A 20023-nucleotide genomic window follows, 5' to 3' on the forward strand; every position below is an offset into this window, starting at 1 on the left:
GTGAATGCATTTGTTGCTTACTTACTTCTCAAGTCCGGCGCGATTGAGTATGAAGGCAAACTCAAAGGCGGTATCTTTGATGCCTTCATACCGGCCGGTGGCACCTCCATGTCCCGAATCCATGTTCATGTGCAGCAGCAGAATGTTGTCGTCAGTCTTGAGCGAGCGGAGTTTGGCTACATATTTGGCAGGTTCATGAAAGAGTACCTGTGAGTCGTTGATTCCGCCTGTCACCAACATATTGGGGTAGTTCTGCGCTGTGATATTGTCGTAGGGTGAGTAAGATAGAATGTAGCTGTAATATTCCTCCTCATTGGGATTACCCCATTCCTCATATTCTCCCGTGGTAAGCGGCAGTGTGTCGTCGAGCATCGTATTCACAACATCTACAAAGGGCACCTGAGCCACGATGGTCCGATATAGATCGGGCCGCATGTTTATCACGGCACCCATCAGGAGGCCGCCCGCACTCCCTCCCATGGCTGCGAGCTTATCGGCAGCGGTGTAACCGCTGTGGATAAGTTGTTCGCTGCATGCAATGAAGTCGGTAAAACTGTTCTTTTTATGCAGCAGTTTGCCATCCTCATACCATTGTTCACCCAGGTCGCTGCCACCCCGTATCTGGGCAATGGCATATACAAATCCACGATCGATGAGGCTATACATGCTTGCACTGAAATAGACGTCGGAACTGTAGCCGTAGCTTCCGTAAGAATAAATCAAAGCCGGGCTGCTGCCATCTTTCTTCAATCCTTTTTTGTACACAATTGCCATTGGAACCTTCACACTGTCAGAGGAAGTGGCCCATAACCGTTCCACCACGTAGTTGTCGGGATTAAAGCCGGAGGGTATCTCCTGCTCCTTGAGTTTCACTGTCTGGGCAGTTTCAATGTTATATTCATAGAGTGTGTTGGGACGGTTGAGTGACGTGTATGTATAACGGATGGTGACGGCTTCATATTCCGGATTTCCGCTCAATGAAGCCGAATAAACCGGTTCCGGGAATGCGATCGTTTGTCCCCTACCACCCTTTACCGGCATCACGACGATCTCGGTCAGTCCGTTTTTGCGTAACTCCAGGGAAACATAATCACTGAGAATGTCGATTCCTTCGATGCGGATATCCTTGCTGTAGGGAAGGAACACTTTCCAGGACGACTTGTCTTCATACCCGGTGAGCGGCATCTCATAGATCATGCCATTCAGGTGCTGCTTGTCTTTATAACGAACAAAAAACTTTTCCTGATGGGGATATACACTGTATTCCACATCCTGTACACGTGGGAGGAACACCTTGAAGTCGTCCTCCGGTCTGTCTGCCGCAATATATCGCTCCTCGGAGGTGGTTGAGCTGGTACTGGTGATGAAGATGTACTGTTTGCCTTTGTCGCCATAGACATAGGTACCAAAGCGGACATCTTTCTCCTCGTATACCGGTTTTGCAACTGTTTCGTCGAGCTTCCGGCGATAGATAGAGGAGGAACGCAGTGTCTTGTCGATCAGGCTGTAGAAAATGGTTTTGTTATCGTTGGCCCAGGCCACCGATGCAGCACCGTCGACTGAAAACCCGACATCCTCACCCGAGGCAAGATCTTTAATCTTCATTGTAAACTCGGCATAGGAGCCTGTCTCGTTATAGAAATAAGCAGCCTTGCTGTTATCGGGACTGATGGAGTAACCCCTGAAGATGAATGCCGGTTTTCCCTCTGCCATCCCGTTTACATCGAAGATAATCTCTTCTGCAGCCTCCATTGTCCCCTTCCTGCGGCAGTAAGTAGGATATTGCTTTCCTTTTTCGGATCGGCTATAATAGTAATAACCGTCTTTGAACGAAGGGTAACTCTCGTCGTCCTCCTTGATGCGGCCTACGATCTCGTCGTATATTTTTTGCTGAAGCTCCTTCGTGGAACTCATCACGGTATCGGTATATGCATTCTCTGCCTGCAGATAATCGATTACCATCGGGTTACTTTTGTCTTTCAACCAGTAATAGTTGTCGATGCGTTGTTGCCCGAAGTTCACGAATGTGTCGGGAACTGCCTTGGCCATTGGCGGGGCAGGAAAATCAGATTGTTTCAGGGACGTCACTTTTTCTTCTTTTATGTTACACGATGTGATCAGGAGCGCTGTGGCACCCAGGATCAGAAAATTTAAATGCTTCATGTCTTTTGTTTAGGTTATTACAAATGTACACAATTCAAATGAAAAACGGAGAATGAACATTCTTTTTATCCCGATGTTATAATCTGAATCTGAAAATCGATATGCATTCAAGCGATCATCACAATAGTCACAACGATGTGAAGAACATCAAAGCGGCATTTTTCCTGAACCTGCTGTTTACGGTCATTGAGTTTGTCGGGGGACTGCTGACCAACAGTGTGGCCATACTTTCAGATGCCGTACATGACCTGGGCGACAGTTTCTCGCTCGGTCTCTCCTGGTATTTTCAGAAAGTAGCAAAGAGACCGCGTACCAAGGAATTTACATATGGCTACAAGCGTTTTTCCCTGTTGGGCGCTGTCATTAATTCCATGGTCCTGCTGGTGGGCAGTGTGATGATTCTGGTCCATGCAGTTCCACGACTCTTCAAGCCACAGCAACCCAATGTGGAGGGTATGTTGTTGCTGGCCATACTGGGTGTGATTATCAACGGACTGGCTGTTTACCGGCTGAGAAAGGGTAGTTCCATCAACGAACGGGTAGTATCTTTACATCTGCTGGAAGATGTACTGGGGTGGCTGGCTGTGCTGGCAGGCGCAGGCGTGATGTATTTCGTGGATGCGCCCATTATTGACCCTATTCTCTCATTCGCAATCACTTTGTATATCCTCTTTAATGTCTTTCGCAATATGCGGGAGAGCATGCGCATCATCCTGCAGGGAAGTCCCGCGAAGTTGAATATCGAGGCCGTGAAAAGCACGCTGCTTGAAATGGATGAGGTATGTAGCGTGCACGACCTGCACACCTGGTCAGTGGATGGCGAATACAATGTACTTACCATTCATGTGGTACTCAAGGAGAACAGGACAATGGCAGATCAGCAAAAATTGAAAAACAGTATCCGCGAATCTTTGCTCAGGCTGGGAGTGCAACATAGCACCATAGAGTTTGAGCTGCCCGATGAAGACTGCGACATGGAAGGCTGTTGCTGAATCTGTCTACTCCAGATAGGTATACCCGTAGAGTCCGGAGCGGTAGTTCGAGAGAAATTCCTTACCCTCTTCCACCGATATCTTGCCCAGTTTTACAGAGCTCATTACCCATGTCTCCACGGTGCGTACCAGCTTCTTGGCATTGTACTGGGCGTACTCCAGCACTTCAGCCACCGATTCCCCATCGATCACCTGGTCTATCTTATATCCCGACTCGCCTGTGGAGACATGTACCACATTGGTGTCCCCGAAGAGGTTGTGCAGGTCACCCAATATTTCCTGATAGGCACCCACGAGGAAGACACCGATATAATAAGGTTCATCTTTTTTCAACGTATGTACTGGCAGGTAGGAGCTACGGAAGCCATCCTGTGAGGCAAAATTGGCTATTTTCCCATCGGAATCACAGGTGATATCCTGCAGTGTGGCCGTCTTCCCGGGCCGTTCATCGAGCCGGTGAATGGGGATGATGGGAAATACCTGGTCGATGGCCCACGAGTCGGGCAGCGACTGAAACAGGGAAAAATTACAGAAATACTTGTCGGGAAGGAGGATGCCCAGTTGACGCAATTCCTCGGGTGCATGTTTGGCACGGTTGCTGGTGATGTTGATTTCACGGGCGATGGAAAAGTAAAGCTGCTCCACCTGTGCGCGTGTCTTCAAGTCGAGCATGCCGAGGCTGAAGAGGTCGAGTGATTCCTCGCGTATCTGCTGGGCGTCGTGCCATGCTTCCAACATGCGTGCCTGGGTGAGTGATTCCCATATATTGTAAAGTTCCTTTACCAGTTCATGATCGTCCTCCTGAATGTCCAGATCTTCCGGCCATTCGGGTAGAGTAGCTGTCTCCAGCACCTCGAACACCAGCACGGAGTGGTGTGCCGTGAGAGCACGGCCCGACTCGGTAATGATGTTGGGGTGGGGTATTTCGTTCTTGTCGGCCGCATCTACAAAGGTAAATACCGAGTCGTTCACATATTCCTGAATAGAGTAATTGATACTGTTCTCGGTGAAGGAGGAGCGTGTACCGTCATAATCAACACCCAGCCCGCCGCCGATATCTACAAATTCAATCCTGAAACCCATGGCATGTAGCTGTACGTAAAACTGTGCCGCTTCACGCAGTGCGGTCTTGATACGACGTATCTTTGTGATCTGGCTGCCGATATGGAAATGAATCAGCCGGAAACATTCGGTGAGGTTGTGCTCCCTGAGTATCTCCAGTGCCTCCAGCAGCTCACTCGAATTGAGCCCGAACTTGCTGCCATCGCCACCCGATTCCTCCCATTTGCCACTACCGGAGCTGGCAAGTTTCACCCGGACACCAATGTTGGGTTTCACCTTGAGCCGCTTGGCAATCTTGATGGTCAGATCCAGTTCATTGAGTTTCTCCACCACGATAAACACCTGTTTGCCCATCTTTTGAGCCAGAAGTGCAAGTTCTATATAACTCTCATCCTTGTAGCCGTTACAAATGATAAAGGAATTGGTCTCGGTATTGATGGCGAGTACAGCATGGAGCTCGGGTTTTGACCCGGCCTCGAGTCCGATGTTAAATCGTTTTCCGCTTGATACGATCTCCTCTACCACTTGGCGCATCTGGTTTACCTTGATGGGATATACAATATAGTGCTGGGCACTGTATTCATATTCCTTCGACGCAATTGCGAAACTTTGGGATATCTTTTCAATCCGGTTGTCCAGAATCTCGGGAAACCGGATCAGTACAGGAGAGGATACATCGCGGAGATAAAGTTCTCGCATCAGTTCGCTCAAATCCACGCTGCCACCTTCCTGCTTACTGGGTGTGACTTGTACATGCCCCTTTTCGTTGATGGAGAAATAACCGTTTCCCCAACCATTGATGTTATACAATTCTTCAGAATCCTCGATACGCCATTTTCTCATTCAAACAAACAGTATTTAAAGGTGATATTTGATGACTGATCACGAATCTGCAAAATTAAGCAATAATTTTGTGTTACGTAGCTGAGGAACGTGAAATGATTCCAAAAAGCGTCGTTTCCATAATTAAATGATATAAATAATTTTTTTTAATGATTTTATTGCAACATTTAGACCAATAAAAACATCTTTATTATTATAATGGTACGCTATCCTAATCATAAACTATCGATGACTATGCGAACAAAAATCATTTTACTTATTTCGATGGCCATAACCGGTACTTACTTTGGTGCATCGTGCGATAAAAATAACGGTGGAACAGATGTAAAAGAGTTGCCCGATCCGATACGTATCACGCTTCGTTCCGCGGAGGAAGAGATGATGAGGGCCGATCAGCAGTTTGCCTTTGATTTTTTTGCCAACCTGTTCGATGAGGAGGCTTTTACGGAGGATAAAAACTTTATGGTCTCTCCCCTGAGCCTGAGCATGGCACTCGCGATGACAATGAACGGTGCTGCCGGTGAAACAGACAGGGTCATGAAGAAAACCTTGCAGATGGATGATTATTCCAAAACGGAAATAAACAGCTATTATAAAAAACTGAAAGAGGCTTTGTTGAAGACAGATCCTACGACCAAACTCTCTATCGCCAATGCCATCTTCGCCAATCGGCAAGTTGCTGTTCATCCTGACTTTATCAAAACAAATCAATTGTATTATGATGCCACGGTACAGCCTGTCGACTTTTCCGACGCCACTACCACGGACATCATCAACAAATGGGCTTCGGACCAGACCCACGGGCTGATAAGGAAGGTGATTGAGCGTACCAACGCGCAGGACTTGATGTATCTGCTCAACGCACTCTATTTTAAAGGGATGTGGAGTACCGGATTCCATGCGAGGAATACCACCCAAAGACCATTCACATATGAGAACGGGGCGCGAAAAAGCGTGGATATGATGAGGCAGACGGCGAAGTTCAACTATACGGAAAACCAGAACCTGCAATTGGTACAGTTTCCTTACGGCAATCAGGCGTTCAGTATGATGGTATTGTTACCGCGAGAAGGAAAAAAGCTGAAGGATGTGGTGACTGCAGCCCGGCAAGGCGATTACTGGAGCGGATTGAAGTCGGGTTTACGTGAAGCCGAGGTGGAGCTCTTTCTGCCGAAGTTCAAAACTAAATACAGCAAGAAGCTGAACGACGTGCTTACAAGGATGGGTATGGGAATCACTTTTACCGATGCAGCCGACTTCTCGGGTATTAGCGATATTCCCGCGAGAATTTCATTCGTCAAGCAGGATACCTATATCAGTACCGACGAGTCGGGTACAGAGGCTGCAGCCGTGACAACGGTAGGGATGGAGATGACTTCGATGCCCACGCAACCAAAAAAAGTAATTTTTAATGCCGAGCGGCCTTTCATCTATATCATTCAGGAAAATTCTACCGGTGCCATCCTTTTTATGGGTGCGGTGAAAAACTTTGACGAATAGATTTTTTATAATCTTGTCACGTAATCGTAAAGGCGGGTCTTTTTTCTTCCCTTTCGACCGGTTTATCACTCAGCAGGTTCCACCTGTTGGGTGATTTTTTTTATCTCTTTTCAGATTATTACAACTTTCTTTTTGATTATTTTTATCTGTTTGAGTTTCAGTGAAGTTGTACTAATTGGAAAACTTTTATCCATTATTTAAAAATTAAAATGCTGATTATTTTGACTTTATGTTTTTTTGTGGAAAACTTTTCAACTTTACTTATAAAAAAATAGATAAATATTTTGCATTCTTGGAAACTTTCCATAAACTTGCAAAACCAAAAATCTTACTTCGAAAAATTTATTGTAGATTTGAAAAAGAAGGAAGTATTTTAAAGAGCAGTTTATTTTATTCATTTATTATTAAATTTTTTCCTGATGAAGAAAAAAACGTATACTTTCGACGAGGCTTACAAGGCTTCGTTGGATTACTTTAAGGGAGACGAACTTGCTGCCAAGGTATGGGTAAGCAAGTATGCACTCAAAGACAGTCAGGGTGAGATCTATGAAAAGACACCGGAGGACATGCACTGGCGCCTCGCAAAAGAAATTGCAAGAATAGAGAAAAAATACAACAACCCGTTGAGCGAACAGGAACTGTTTGATCTGTTCGACAGGTTTCGTTATATCATCCCGCAGGGAAGTCCCATGACGGGCATTGGAAACGATTATCAGGTTGCTTCTTTGTCGAACTGCTTTGTGATTGGAATGGATGGTAATGCCGATTCATACGGTGCAATCATCCGTATCGACGAAGAACAGGTGCAGCTGATGAAACGTCGTGGAGGGGTAGGGCATGATCTCTCTCATATCCGGCCCAAGGGATCTCCCGTAAAAAATTCGGCGCTCACTTCCACAGGATTGGTGCCTTTCATGGAGCGCTATTCCAACTCTACCCGCGAAGTGGCCCAGGATGGCCGTCGCGGTGCACTGATGCTGAGTGTATCGATCAAGCATCCTGACTCGGAGAATTTTATCGATGCCAAGCTCGAACAGGGGAAGGTGACAGGGGCCAATATCTCGGTGAAGATTGATGATGCCTTTATGGAGGCAGCAGCGGGTGGAAACAATTATGTGCAGAAGTATCCCATCGATTCCGATACGCCCAAGTACGAGAAGACGATCAATGCAAGACATCTGTGGGACAAGATTATCCACAATGCATGGCGTTCGGCGGAACCGGGAGTGCTTTTCTGGGATACCATCATCCGTGAGTCGGTCCCCGACTGCTATGCCGACCTGGGTTTTAAAACCGTGTCGACCAACCCATGCGGCGAGATTCCGCTCTGTCCTTATGACAGCTGCCGTCTGCTGGCCATCAATCTGTACTCCTACGTGGTGAATCCTTTCAGGGAAGATGCTTATTTTGATTTCGACCTGTTCGCCAAGCATGTACAGTTAGCGCAACGGATCATGGACGATATCGTGGATCTCGAATCTGAGAAGATTGATTTGATCCTCGAAAAAATAGAATCGGATCCCGAGTCGGAAGAGGTGAAATCGGCCGAGCGGACCCTTTGGAAAAAGATTCAGAGAAAGACCCTGCAGGGACGTCGTACCGGTGTGGGTATCACGGCTGAGGGTGACATGCTGGCGGCCCTGGGTATCCGTTACGGTACGGAAGAAGGTACCGACTTTTCGGAGAAGGTACATCGTGCTGTGGCACTCAATGCCTACCGTTCATCGGTGAACATGGCAAAAGAACGTGGAGCATTTGAAATATTTGATGCCGAGAGAGAAAAAAACAATCCCTTTATTAACCGGATGAAGGAGGCAGATCTTCAGCTGTATGAAGATATGGTTAAATATGGTAGACGCAATATCGCCCTCTTGACTATTGCCCCAACAGGGACCACAAGCCTCATGTCACAAACTACCTCCGGCATTGAGCCTGTGTTTCTTCCGGTCTACACCCGTCGTCGCAAAGTGAACCCGAATGACAGGGACGTAAAGGTCGATTTTGTGGATGAGAATGGTGATTCATGGGAAGAATATGTGGTGTTCCATCACAAGTTTGTGACCTGGATGGAGGCACATGGTTACTCTACCACCAAGCGCTACACCCCGGATGAGGTGAATGAACTGGTGGAAAAATCGCCTTATTATAAAGCAACCTCCAACGATGTGGACTGGCTGCAGAAGGTGAAGATGCAGGGACGGGTGCAGAAGTGGGTGGATCATTCCATCAGCGTAACCATCAACCTGCCTTCCGATGTGTCGGAGGAGCTGGTCGGCGAGTTGTATATGGAAGCATGGAAGAGCGGCTGCAAGGGTTGTACTGTCTACCGCGACGGATCGCGCGCCGGAGTACTCATCTCCAACGGTGACGCCGAAAAGGAGATGAAGGAGAAAAAGGAGGACGACTGTTTTGAAATGCCGCAGATTGTCACCTCCCGTCCCATTGAACTGGATGCCGACGTGATCAAGTTTCAGAACAACAAAGAGAAGTGGATTGCCTTTATCGGGCTTCTCAATGGTCGCCCCTATGAGATCTTCACCGGTATCAACGATGAGGACGACGGCATCATGGTGCCGAAAAATGTTAGTACGGGGAAGATCATCAAAGCCTATGACAATGACGGCCGGAAGCACTACGACTTTCAGTTCCAGAACCGCCGTGGTTATAAGGTTACTATTGAGGGACTGGACGGAAAGTTCAATCCCGAGTTCTGGAACTATGCCAAACTGATCTCGGGAGTGCTCCGCTATGGAATGCCCATTGATCAGGTGATCAAACTGGTATCGGGACTGGAACTCGACAGCGAGACCATCAACACATGGAAGAACGGTGTGGAGCGTGCGCTGAAGAAATACCTTCCCAACGAAACAGAAGCCAAGGGGCAGAAATGTCCCGTCTGCGGACACGAGACCCTGGTCTATGAAGAGGGATGTCTGAAATGTAGAAACTGTGGTGCCTCCAAGTGTGGATAAGGTCCCGTGAAAGTCAGTGAAGAGAACAGGAAAGCGATGCCGGAAGGTGTCGCTTTTTTATCTTATAAACCAAACAGGCTATCTGCTTGTTATAGTCCGGTGTGTACCACTAACAAAAGAATTTATTATGTCACGACTTCATAATTGCACTTCCAACCGGGAGCTTAAAGCACGGATGCTCCGGGAAACAGAGAAGCGTGTAACGATCTCGTTCTATAAATATTTTCCGATCACTCACCCGCGACAGTTTCGGGACGACCTCTATATCCGGTTCGATGCCGTGAAGGTTTTCGGACGCGTCTACATTGCGAAAGAGGGAATTAATGGGCAAATCTCCGTCCCTCAAAGTAATCTGGAAGCTTTTCGCACAGCATTGTATGGTGCCGACCCGGCGTTGGACGGTATCCGACTGAATGTGGCGGTGGACGATGACGGTAAATCATTCTGGGTGCTTCGGATGAAAGTCCGCGATAAAGTGGTTGCCGACGGGATCGACGACCCCACATTCGACCCTTCCAAAACAGGAAAGTACCTCACGGCCCGGGAGTATAACGAGATCACCGGGCAACCGGGTACCATCGTGGTGGACATGCGCAACCATTACGAGTATGAGGTGGGGCATTTCGAAAATGCGATAGAGGTGCCGTCAGATACCTTCCGTGAGCAACTGCCCATGGCCGTCGACATGCTGAAAGAGTACAAAGATTCACCCGTCGTGATGTATTGCACGGGCGGCATCCGGTGCGAGAAGGCGAGTGCCTACATGCTTCACCATGGGTTTAAGCATGTGTATCATGTGGAGGGTGGCATCCTGGAATATGTCCGGAAATCGAGGGAGGAACACCTCCCCATGAAATTTATCGGGAAGAACTTCGTGTTCGATGAGCGACTGGGAGAACGTATCTCGGAGGAGGTGATTGCGTATTGCCACCAGTGCGGCGCTCCCTGCGACATGCATACCAACTGCAGGAACGAGGGGTGCCACCTCTTGTTTATCCAATGCAACAAATGTGCTGCCGAGATGGATGGTTGCTGCTCTGACCACTGCAGGCAACTGTCTCTGATGCCCGAAGAAGAGCGTGCAATACTGAGAAAGGGAACCGACCACGGACAGATGATTTTCAATAAATCGAGAAACCACCCCCTGCACCGCTTGCGACAGTCTTCGAGTTAAGTTGATTTGCTTCCGTTCTATTTACGGAAGATTCTTCCTATTCTTTTTGGTTGCTCGTGTCCATCTCGTTGGTTTTTTGTAAATTTGCACCATGATGGACGACACGTATAAAACGGTTGAGGGGCCGGCGGAAGGATACATTACCGAGAAGAAAAGCAAGTTTCTCTCTTTCATTTTTCCGATAAAAAGTGCCGGAGAAGTAAAGGAGATCGTGGATGCGTATCGAAAGAAGTATTACGATGCCCGGCATGTCTGCTGGGCCTATATGCTCGGATGGGAGCGGGAGGAGTATCGCGTAAACGATGATGGAGAACCTTCGGGTACTGCAGGCAGACCCATACTGGGGCAGATCAACTCCGCAGAACTGACCGATGTCCTGATTCTGGTTATTCGCTATTTCGGTGGCACGCTGCTGGGAACCGGAGGGCTTATCAAAGCATACAAGGAGGCGGCAGCCGATGCCATTGCCAATGCTACAGTCGTAGAGAAGACAGTCGACGAGGTAATCGGAATACACTTTGATTATATATTGCTCAACGACGTGATGCGCGTGTTGAAACAATTCGAGTCGGTACAATGGACACAGGATTTCAGGGAAATCTGCCGGATGACCCTGAAGATACGCCGTTCCCTTTCGATGCAACTGAAAGAAATGCTCTCGTCAATCTACGGAATTGATGTGGATCATCGTTGATCAGAGACCGCCCTTCCAAACCTCCACCCTGATACCAACTTCACTACCGAAGTTGAAAGCCGACAGCTACTACCCCTGAAAAATGCTTAATAAATAAGGATTTTTTAAAAAAAGTGTTGTTCCTTGTACAAAATTACTACTTTTGCACCCAAAATGGGGGATTGTTCCCGCACGAAATAACTGAAGAAAAGGATTGAATGGATAAAAACCTGGTCATCGTTGAGTCGCCTGCGAAAGCGAAAACAATTGAAAAGTTTCTCGGAAACAACTTTCATGTCATGTCCAGCTACGGGCATATCCGTGATTTGAAGAAAAAGGATTTCAGCATCGATATTGAAGATGGTTTCAAGCCCATCTACGAAGTGCCGGCCGATAAAAAGAAGGTGGTTAACGAGTTGAAGGCAGCAGCCAGAAAGGCGGAGACAGTCTGGCTCGCTTCCGATGAGGACCGTGAAGGAGAAGCCATATCGTGGCATCTTTTCGATACATTGGGGCTGAAAGAGGAAAATACAAAACGTATTGTATTTCATGAGATCACCAAGACAGCCATCCAGGAAGCCATCAAAAATCCCAGGAAGATAGATCAGAATCTGGTCGATGCCCAGCAGGCACGCCGTGTGCTGGATCGCATTGTGGGTTTTGAACTCTCTCCGGTTCTCTGGCGAAAGATCAAACCCGCCCTTTCAGCCGGCCGTGTGCAGTCGGTCGCCGTGCGGCTTATCGTCGAACGCGAACGGGAAATACAACAGTTCACTTCAGAAGCGGCTTACCGGATCGTGGGCATCTTTACGAAAGAAGAAAACGGTCAAACATACGAGATCAAGGCAGAGTATAACAGGCGGCTGAAAACCAAAGAAGAAGCGCTTGCTTTACTGGAGAAGCTGAAGACCTCGGAATTTACCATTGATGATATTACCACCCGGCCGGCAAAAAAATCACCCGCTGCACCCTTTACTACTTCCACCCTTCAGCAGGAAGCCTCCCGCAAACTGGGCTTCTCCGTGTCTCAGACCATGATGGTGGCCCAGCGGCTGTATGAGTCGGGAAAGATTACCTATATGCGTACCGACTCGGTGAATCTTTCGGGGCTCGCCATAGGTACAACAAAGACAGAGATCATCGATCAATACGGAGAGAGGTATCATCAGGTTCGTCAGTACACCACTAAGTCGAAAGGCGCTCAGGAAGCACACGAGGCAATTCGCCCCACTTACATGAGCGAGCATGAGGTGTCGGGTACGGCACAGGAGAAACGTCTCTACGAACTGATATGGAAGCGTACCATTGCTTCGCAGATGGCCGATGCCGAGCTGGAACGTACCACGGCCAATATTGCCGTATCGAACGCCGACGGTAAATTTACAGCCAACGGCGAAGTGATTAAATTCGACGGTTTTCTGAGAGTCTATCTGGAAGGCACTGACGAGGAGAATGGCGAGAATGACGAAGGTATGCTCCCTCCCATGAGACAGGGAGAACAACTGGCCATGTTGGAGACTACAGCTACGGAGCGTTTCACCCAGCGCCCGCCCCGTTATACGGAAGCCGCACTGGTTCGGAAGATGGAGGAACTGGGTATCGGACGCCCTTCGACCTACGCGCCCACCATTTCCACCATTATGAATCGTGAGTATGTGGAGAAAAGAAACGTGGAAGGGGAGGAACGCACCTACAACATCCTTACCCTGAAAAAAGGTGTCATAAAGGACAATGTGAAAAAGGAGATGGCCGGTGCCGACAAAAACAAACTGGTCCCCACCGACATTGGTATGGTGGTAAATGATTTTCTGGTGGAATATTTTCCTTCCATTGTCGATTATAATTTTACGGCACGTGTGGAAAAGAACTTCGACAAGATTGCGGAGGGTAAGGCGCAGTGGAACAAGTCGATTGCCGAGTTTTACAAAACATTTCACCCCATTGTGGAGGAAACATCACAAATGCGTATTGAGCATAAAGTGGGTGAACGGGTGCTGGGTACGGATCCCAAAACAGGCCGTCAGGTATCGGTGAAGATTGGTCGCTATGGTGCCATGGCCCAGATAGGTACACAGGAGGAAGAAGAAAAACCGCTGTTTGCCTCCCTGCAGAAAACGCAGTCGATCGAAACCATCACGCTGGAGGAGACGTTGAAATTGTTCGAGCTCCCCAGGAACCTGGGTGGATTCAGGGAAAAAGAGGTGATCATTGGTGTAGGGCGCTTTGGCCCTTACGTCCGTCACGACAATAAATTTGTTTCTCTACCCAAAGGAACGGATCCGCTGGAAATTACCCTGGAGGAATCCATTGAACTGATAGAAGCCAAAGAGAAGAAAGACCGGGAAAAAATAATCAGGACTTTTGAGGAAGAACCCGGACTGCAAGTGTTGAATGGCCGTTATGGTCCCTATATCGCCTTCGAGAAATCGAATTATAAGATACCCAAGAAGATGATTCCGGCAGAGCTTACCCTCGAGGAGTGCCGGACCATCATTGCCGAAGCGGGTCAGGGTAAGACCGGAAAAGGGAAGACGGGGAAGAGCAGCAGCAAGGGGTCGACCGGAAAGACCGAAACAACAAAGGCAACCGCCAAAGAGAGTACGGTAAAGAAGAGAACCGTAAAATCCACCGCAGGCAAGAGCGCAACCGGAAAAACAGCTGCCAAAAAGCCGGCAGCGAAGAAGCCAAAAGCATAATGCATACCCTAAATGCTGTAAGTCACCGCGATGATTACGCAGATAAGACCTGCCACATATGTTGATTTGCCGGATGTAACGGCTATCTATGCCATCGCACGTGAATTCATGTGCCTGGCCGGAAATGCGTCACAATGGGCCGGTGGTTACCCGGCCGAATCTTTTATTGCTGAGGAGATTGCCTCGGGGCATAGCTTTGTCTGTGAAAATGAAGCGAAAGAGATTGCAGGTACATTTTGTCTTATCTTTGGCAATGATCCAACCTACGCACAGATTTACGATGGGGAGTGGTTAAATGACGAGCCTTATGCAACCGTGCATCGCATTGCCTCTCCGGGGAAGGAAAAAGGAGTAGCCAGATTCTGTATCGAATGGTGTTTCACCCAATATCCCAACATCCGAATAGATACTCATCGTGATAATCATATCATGCAGCATATCATTCAATCAATGGGGTTCACCTACTGTGGTATTATCTTCGTCTCCGATGGTACGGAACGGCTGGCCTACCAGAAAACAGTGTAAGCAGTAAACCCGGGTGACGAAAGCAATCAGGCCGGATAAAGGAAGAGACCTGCCACCCCTGAGAGCATGATCAGCAGAATGGGATCTACTTTTTTCAGGGATGCTACCAGCACCACACCAAAGATAATCCAGCTTTTGTAGTCGATAAAATTATGGCCATTCATCAGCATCAGGGCGGCAGAAGCAATAAGGCCGATGATTGCCGGCTTTAGTACCGAAAGCGATGCCTGCATCCAGGGATTGCTTTTCAGGCGGAAGAAAAAGGCGCAGACAGCGGTCATGATCACCAATGAGGGGAGGCTCACAGCCAGGGTACAGATGGCAGAACCCAGTACGCCGTATCCTTGTGAAAAACCCATCCCGGTGACTGCCGTGTAGCCGATGTAGGTGGCCGAATTGAAGGCGATGGGTCCCGGTGTAGTCTGGGAGATGGCCACGATGTCGGTGAAGTCGCTTACAGAAATCCACCCATGTACATCTACCACCTCACGCTGTATCAGCGGCAGCATGGCATAGCCGCCGCCAAAACCGAACAGGCCAATCTTCAGAAAAGAAACAAATAGTGAGAGAAGGAGATCAGTTAGTTCCATTTATTTTTTCAATGTTTGCTTTGCAAAGAGATAATGGCTTACTCCCAGAAGGATGGCTGCAAGAATCACATACACGGGCGATATCTTCAGTAACCACACGGAAAGAGCTACTATCACCGGAATCCATATATTCTTCAGGTTGATACCCGCCGATTTCCCAAGACCCAATAGCGGGGCGACTATCAGTGCTACCACCGCAGGGCGTATACCCCTGAAAATGCGTTCAACTACCGTATTTTCTTTAAACTGGGTGAAAATCAATGCAATAAGCAGGATGACAATGAAGGAGGGCAGGATAACACCGGCTCCGGAGAAAAGGCTTCCTTTAAAGCCAGATCGTTTATTTCCCACAAACAGCGCTGTATTCAAAGCAATGGGACCAGGCATCGATTGGGCAATGGCCAGCATATCCATAAACTCGTCGTCGCTGAGCCAGAGCTTTTTATTGACCACCTCATTGCGAATAAGTGGTATCATTGCATAGCCACCTCCAAACGTGAAGGCTCCGATCTTAAAAAAAACCAGGAATAATTCCCAATATTGTTTTTTTCGTGTACTCATTGTCGCTGTATTATAAAAATGAAAGCAGATTGCAAAGTCGATATAAACTATTGCCAATCTGCTTTCTATAAGAAGCCGCACCGGTGGAATAAGACGAAACTCCGTATGACAGGATTTGAGTGTCAAGATATCTTTGTAATCCGCTGTTCGTCCGAAGACAAATCCCGAAGGCTACGGCCCGCCATTGATATCAAAAACGTGTCTCGGTTTATAAAATGTAATTGATGAGTTTCCCAATCGACCAATGCGGCAGTAACTCACTCATTTTATATTTCCAAAGATAAGATGGATAAATGAATTATCCAAACAATTTTGCCTGTTTTTTTCGATGTTAACACTCCCGGCGCCGGTTGTTCCGATCATTTATATGCATATGCAGTGCAGCGTCACATCAGTTTTGCGCCAATATCCTGCTGATTTCCTCATCGGTCACCTCGTGATTGGTCAGGTCTCCTGCAAGATACTGATCATAGGCGCTCATGTCGATGAGTCCATGGCCAGACAGATTGAAAAGGATTACCTTGCTTTTTCCTTCCTCCTTCGCCTGCTTTGCTTCACGGATGGCCGCAGCAATGGCGTGGGTGGATTCCGGCGCAGGCACAATGCCCTCGGTCTGAGCGAAGAGAACTCCTGCTTCAAAGGTCTCCAGCTGCTTGATGGCAGTTGCTTCCATCAACCCGTCTCTGAGCAGCTGGCTTACGATGCTTCCGGCGCCATGGTAGCGGAGTCCGCCGGCGTGGATATTGGCTGGTGCAAACTTATGCCCCAGTGTGTACATCGGGATCAGTGGCGTGTAACCGGTTTCATCGCCAAAATCGTATTGAAACCGCCCGCGGGTGAGCTTGGGACATGACGCTGGTTCAGCAGCCACGAAACGGGTGTTTTTCTCTCCCAGCATGTTGTGACGCAGGAAGGGAAAAGTGATGCCCGAGAAGTTGGATCCACCGCCGAAGCATCCAATTACCACGTCGGGATATTCTCCCGCCATTTCCATCTGCTTCTCTGCTTCCAGCCCGATGATAGTCTGATGCAGTGCCACATGGTTCAGCACGCTCCCCAGGGTATACTTGCAATTGGGTGTCTGCATGGCCAGCTCAATGGCTTCTGAGATGGCAGTACCCAGGCTGCCCTGGTAATTTGGATGATCGGTGATGATCTTCCTTCCCGCCTTGGTAGACATGCTGGGTGAAGCAATCACCTGTGCACCCCAGGTCTGCATGAGTGAACGGCGGTAGGGTTTTTGTTCATAGCTTATTTTTACCATATAAACTGCAAGCTCGAGTCCGAATGCCTTGGCCGCGAAGGCCAGGGCTGTACCCCATTGTCCTGCGCCGGTCTCGGTGGTGATGTTGGTCGTCCCGTCCACCTTGTTATAATATGCCTGCGGCAATGCTGAGTTAAGCTTGTGTGAACCGACGGGACTTACACTCTCGTTCTTAAAATAGATATGTGCCGGTGTGTCAAGCACTTTTTCGAGTTCTGTGGCACGTACCAGTGGTGTGGGGCGGTAAATCTTGTACTTCTCCCGTACCTCTTCCGGTATGTCGATCCATGCATCGGTCTGGTTGACTTCCTGTCGCGACAGCTCTTTGGCAAATAAAGGGAACAGGTCTTCAGCCTTCAGCGGCTCCTTCGTCTCTGGGTTCAGCATGGGCTGTGGCTTGTTCTTCATATCGGCTGTAATGTTATACCACTGTGTGGGTATATCTGCCTCCTGCAGCATGAATTTTTTTCTTTTTTCCATCGTTCTATCTACTTTATTTGTATTTGATACTTTCGTTGTTTGTTGTTTGATATTTCAAGACCTCGGCTTATAAGCGGGGTACCCGTTCGATGCAACAGGCGTAATCTGATAAGTTTAAGCGAAGCGACTTCTTATCAGATAGCCTGTAAATCGTGAACGGGTCGCTTAGAAGATGCAGCCGAAGAAATATAAAACATGAACCTGCTCAGACGATGCGTGAAAGGTTGTTCAGGCGGATGTTTTCCTCCACGATGGCATCAATCACCGCCACCGCCACCATATTCACGATATCTCTTACCGGAGTTTCCACATCGAGGATGTGCACCGGCTTATTGAGACCCATCTGAATGGGACCAATAATGTCGTTCAGCCCTATCTCCTTCAGTAGTTTGTAGGAGGCGTTTGCCGAACTGAGGTTGGGGAATACAAGGGTGTTTACCTCTTTGTCTCCCAACTGGGTGAACGGATATTTTTTATTGCGTAGCTCCTTGTTGAGGGCATAGTTTACCTGCATCTCCCCGTCGACTATCATCTCGGGGTACCGTTCATGCAGCGTATTTACCACCTGGTGCACACTGGCAGGGCTCCCCTCCTTGTCGGCACCGAAGTTGGAGTAGGAGAGCATGGCCATGACCGGTTCGTGGTTGAAGAATTTCACGGTAGCGTTGGCCAGGCGTGCGATGTCGATCAGCGCTTCCGTGTCGGGGTGTCGGTTGAACAAGGTGTCTGCCAGAAAGAGCATGCCCTTCTTGGTGTTGACGATGTGCATGGCCCCGATGTGATTCAATCCTTCGCGGATACCTATTACCTCTTTGGCGATGGCGGTGGTGTCGGCATACTTGCTGAACACACCGGTGATCATGGCATCGGCCTCGCCTGTTTCTACCATCATCATACCGAAGTAGTTGCGCTCGAACATTTTTTCCGACGCTTCCCCGAAGGTCATCCCCTGCCGGTTGCGTTTTTCGGTCAGTAACTGTGCATAGCGTGTGCGGCGTTCTTCCTCACGATCATGGCGCAGGTTTATGATTTCTATTCCTTCGAGACTGATCTGATTCTCCCGTGCCACGTTGGTAATTTTCTCCTCATTGCCTAGAAGTACAGGATGGCATATACCCTCCGCACGAGCTGTTTCAGCAGCCTTGAGCATATTCAGATGGTTGGTTTCGGAGAAGACCACACGCTTAGGATTCTGACGTGCCATATCATAGAGGCGACGGATCATCTTATTGTCCATTCCCATCAGATCGCGCAGTTTGTGGTCATATTCGTCCCAGTTGGTGATCGGCTTGCGAGCGACACCCGACGCCATGGCAGCTCTTGCTACGGCAGGAGCTACCGTGGTGAGCAGTCGCGGGTCGAGTGGCTTCGGGATGATATACTCTTTCCCGAAGCGAAGTTTTTTTACACTGTAGGCCGCATTTACCACATCGGGAACTGCCTTCTTGGTCAGCTCGGCAAGTGCATAGACCGTGGCGATCTTCATCTCTTCATTGATGCAGGTAGCCTGCACATCCAGTGCACCGCGAAAAATGTAGGGAAAACCGAGCACGTTATTGATCTGGTTGGGATAATCGGAACGGCCCGTGGCGAAGATGATATCCTCTCTTGATGCCATGGCCAGCTCGTAGGAAATTTCAGGATTCGGATTGGCAAGTGCAAAGACGATGGGATCGTGATTCATGGAACGCAACATCTCCGGGGTGAGTACGTCGGCCACAGAGAGACCGAGAAACACATCGGCATCTTTTACCGCCTCTTCCAGGGTCGTGATATTCCTGCTGGTAGCGAAAGGCTTTTTCCGATTGTTCAGGTCGGTCCGCGCAGTATTGATGACTCCCTTGGAATCGACCATCACAATGTTTTCAAGCTTTGCCCCCAGCGCCATGTATAGTTTGGTACAGGAGTTGGCTGCAGCGCCGGCGCCATTCACCACGATGCGTATATCTTCTATCTTTTTCCCGTTGATCTCCAGTGCGTTGAGTAGTCCGCAGGCGGAGATGATGGCCGTGCCATGCTGGTCGTCGTGCATGATGGGAATATCGAGATCGTTTTTCAGCCTTTCTTCAATCTCAAAGCATTGCGGAGCCTTAATGTCTTCCAGGTTGATGCCCCCGAAGGTGGGTGCGATTGCTTTGACTACCTGAATGAACTTTTCCGGATCCTTTTCGTCGACTTCGATGTCAAAAACGTCGATACCTGCAAAAATCTTGAAAAGCAGCCCCTTGCCTTCCATGACTGGTTTGCCGGCCAGGGCGCCTATATCGCCCAGACCCAGGACAGCAGTGCCATTTGAGATGACTGCTACCAGGTTGCCTTTCGAGGTGTAATTGTAAGCGTCCTGTGGATTCTTTTCAATTTCCAGGCAGGGTGATGCCACTCCCGGCGAGTAAGCAAGAGAGAGGTCGCGTTGTGAGCTATAAGGTTTGGTGGGTACGACTTCAATTTTTCCGGGACGCCCCTGCGCATGATAGGCAAGTGCGTCGTCACGTAGTTTGTTATTTGCCATTTTGATTTTGATTGTGCTT

At 48.6% G+C, this 20023-nt stretch carries 13 protein-coding genes; 7 read left to right on the forward strand and 6 right to left on the reverse strand.

Annotation, left to right across the window (positions count from 1 at the left end; translation table 11 throughout):
• Positions 1-21 precede the first annotated feature (21 nt).
• Entirely contained in the window at positions 22-2163 is a 2142-nt protein-coding gene (locus tag AC1HCU_RS02665) for a S9 family peptidase (RefSeq protein WP_480368718.1), read from the reverse strand.
• Between the two features lie 101 nt (positions 2164-2264).
• Here AC1HCU_RS02665 and AC1HCU_RS02670 point away from each other — a divergent pair, with 101 nt between their 5' ends.
• The gene (locus tag AC1HCU_RS02670; RefSeq protein WP_480368721.1) at positions 2265-3155 is read left to right on the forward strand and encodes a cation diffusion facilitator family transporter; all 891 of its coding nucleotides are present in this window, start codon (positions 2265-2267) and stop codon (positions 3153-3155) included.
• A gap of 6 nt (positions 3156-3161) precedes the next feature.
• On the opposite strand, the gene speA is transcribed toward AC1HCU_RS02670, so the two are convergent.
• On the reverse strand, positions 3162-5060 hold the full coding sequence (gene speA, locus AC1HCU_RS02675; protein WP_480368723.1) for a biosynthetic arginine decarboxylase: 1899 nt from the start codon (positions 5058-5060) through the stop codon (positions 3162-3164).
• Between the two features lie 234 nt (positions 5061-5294).
• Here speA and AC1HCU_RS02680 point away from each other — a divergent pair, with 234 nt between their 5' ends.
• From AC1HCU_RS02680 to AC1HCU_RS02705, 6 genes are all read left to right on the forward strand, one after another.
• Entirely contained in the window at positions 5295-6560 is a 1266-nt protein-coding gene (locus AC1HCU_RS02680; protein ID WP_480368726.1) for a serpin family protein, read from the forward strand.
• A 419-nt stretch (positions 6561-6979) separates the two neighbouring features.
• The gene (locus tag AC1HCU_RS02685) at positions 6980-9532 is read left to right on the forward strand and encodes an adenosylcobalamin-dependent ribonucleoside-diphosphate reductase (protein WP_480368728.1); all 2553 of its coding nucleotides are present in this window, start codon (positions 6980-6982) and stop codon (positions 9530-9532) included.
• Between the two features lie 127 nt (positions 9533-9659).
• The gene (gene trhO, locus AC1HCU_RS02690) at positions 9660-10706 is read left to right on the forward strand and encodes an oxygen-dependent tRNA uridine(34) hydroxylase TrhO (RefSeq protein WP_480368731.1); all 1047 of its coding nucleotides are present in this window, start codon (positions 9660-9662) and stop codon (positions 10704-10706) included.
• Between the two features lie 91 nt (positions 10707-10797).
• Positions 10798-11400, forward strand: a complete 603-nt coding sequence (locus tag AC1HCU_RS02695) for an IMPACT family protein (RefSeq protein ID WP_480368732.1) — start codon at positions 10798-10800, stop codon at positions 11398-11400.
• A gap of 197 nt (positions 11401-11597) precedes the next feature.
• A complete protein-coding gene (topA, locus tag AC1HCU_RS02700; protein ID WP_480368734.1) occupies positions 11598-14075 on the forward strand; it encodes a type I DNA topoisomerase in 2478 nt (825 codons plus the stop codon).
• 30 nt (positions 14076-14105) lie between these two features.
• On the forward strand, positions 14106-14600 hold the full coding sequence (locus tag AC1HCU_RS02705) for a GNAT family N-acetyltransferase (RefSeq protein ID WP_480368736.1): 495 nt from the start codon (positions 14106-14108) through the stop codon (positions 14598-14600).
• 26 nt (positions 14601-14626) lie between these two features.
• Here AC1HCU_RS02705 and AC1HCU_RS02710 read toward each other — a convergent pair whose 3' ends face one another.
• The 4 genes from AC1HCU_RS02710 to AC1HCU_RS02725 form a co-directional block, all read right to left on the reverse strand.
• Complete coding sequence (locus AC1HCU_RS02710; RefSeq protein ID WP_480368739.1) at positions 14627-15190, reverse strand: chromate transporter; 564 nt, start codon at positions 15188-15190, stop codon at positions 14627-14629.
• Positions 15191-15751 (reverse strand): chromate transporter, encoded by a 561-nt coding sequence (locus AC1HCU_RS02715; protein WP_480368742.1) that lies wholly within the window; start codon positions 15749-15751, stop codon positions 15191-15193.
• 391 nt (positions 15752-16142) lie between these two features.
• Positions 16143-17495: a TrpB-like pyridoxal phosphate-dependent enzyme gene (locus AC1HCU_RS02720; RefSeq protein ID WP_480368744.1), complete on the reverse strand. Its 1353-nt coding sequence runs from the start codon at positions 17493-17495 to the stop codon at positions 16143-16145.
• Positions 17496-17700: 205 nt separating this feature from the next.
• Entirely contained in the window at positions 17701-20004 is a 2304-nt protein-coding gene (locus AC1HCU_RS02725) for an NADP-dependent malic enzyme (protein ID WP_480368747.1), read from the reverse strand.
• Positions 20005-20023: the final 19 nt, after the last annotated feature.

This window comes from Proteiniphilum sp. LBM24028, from assembly GCF_056629195.1.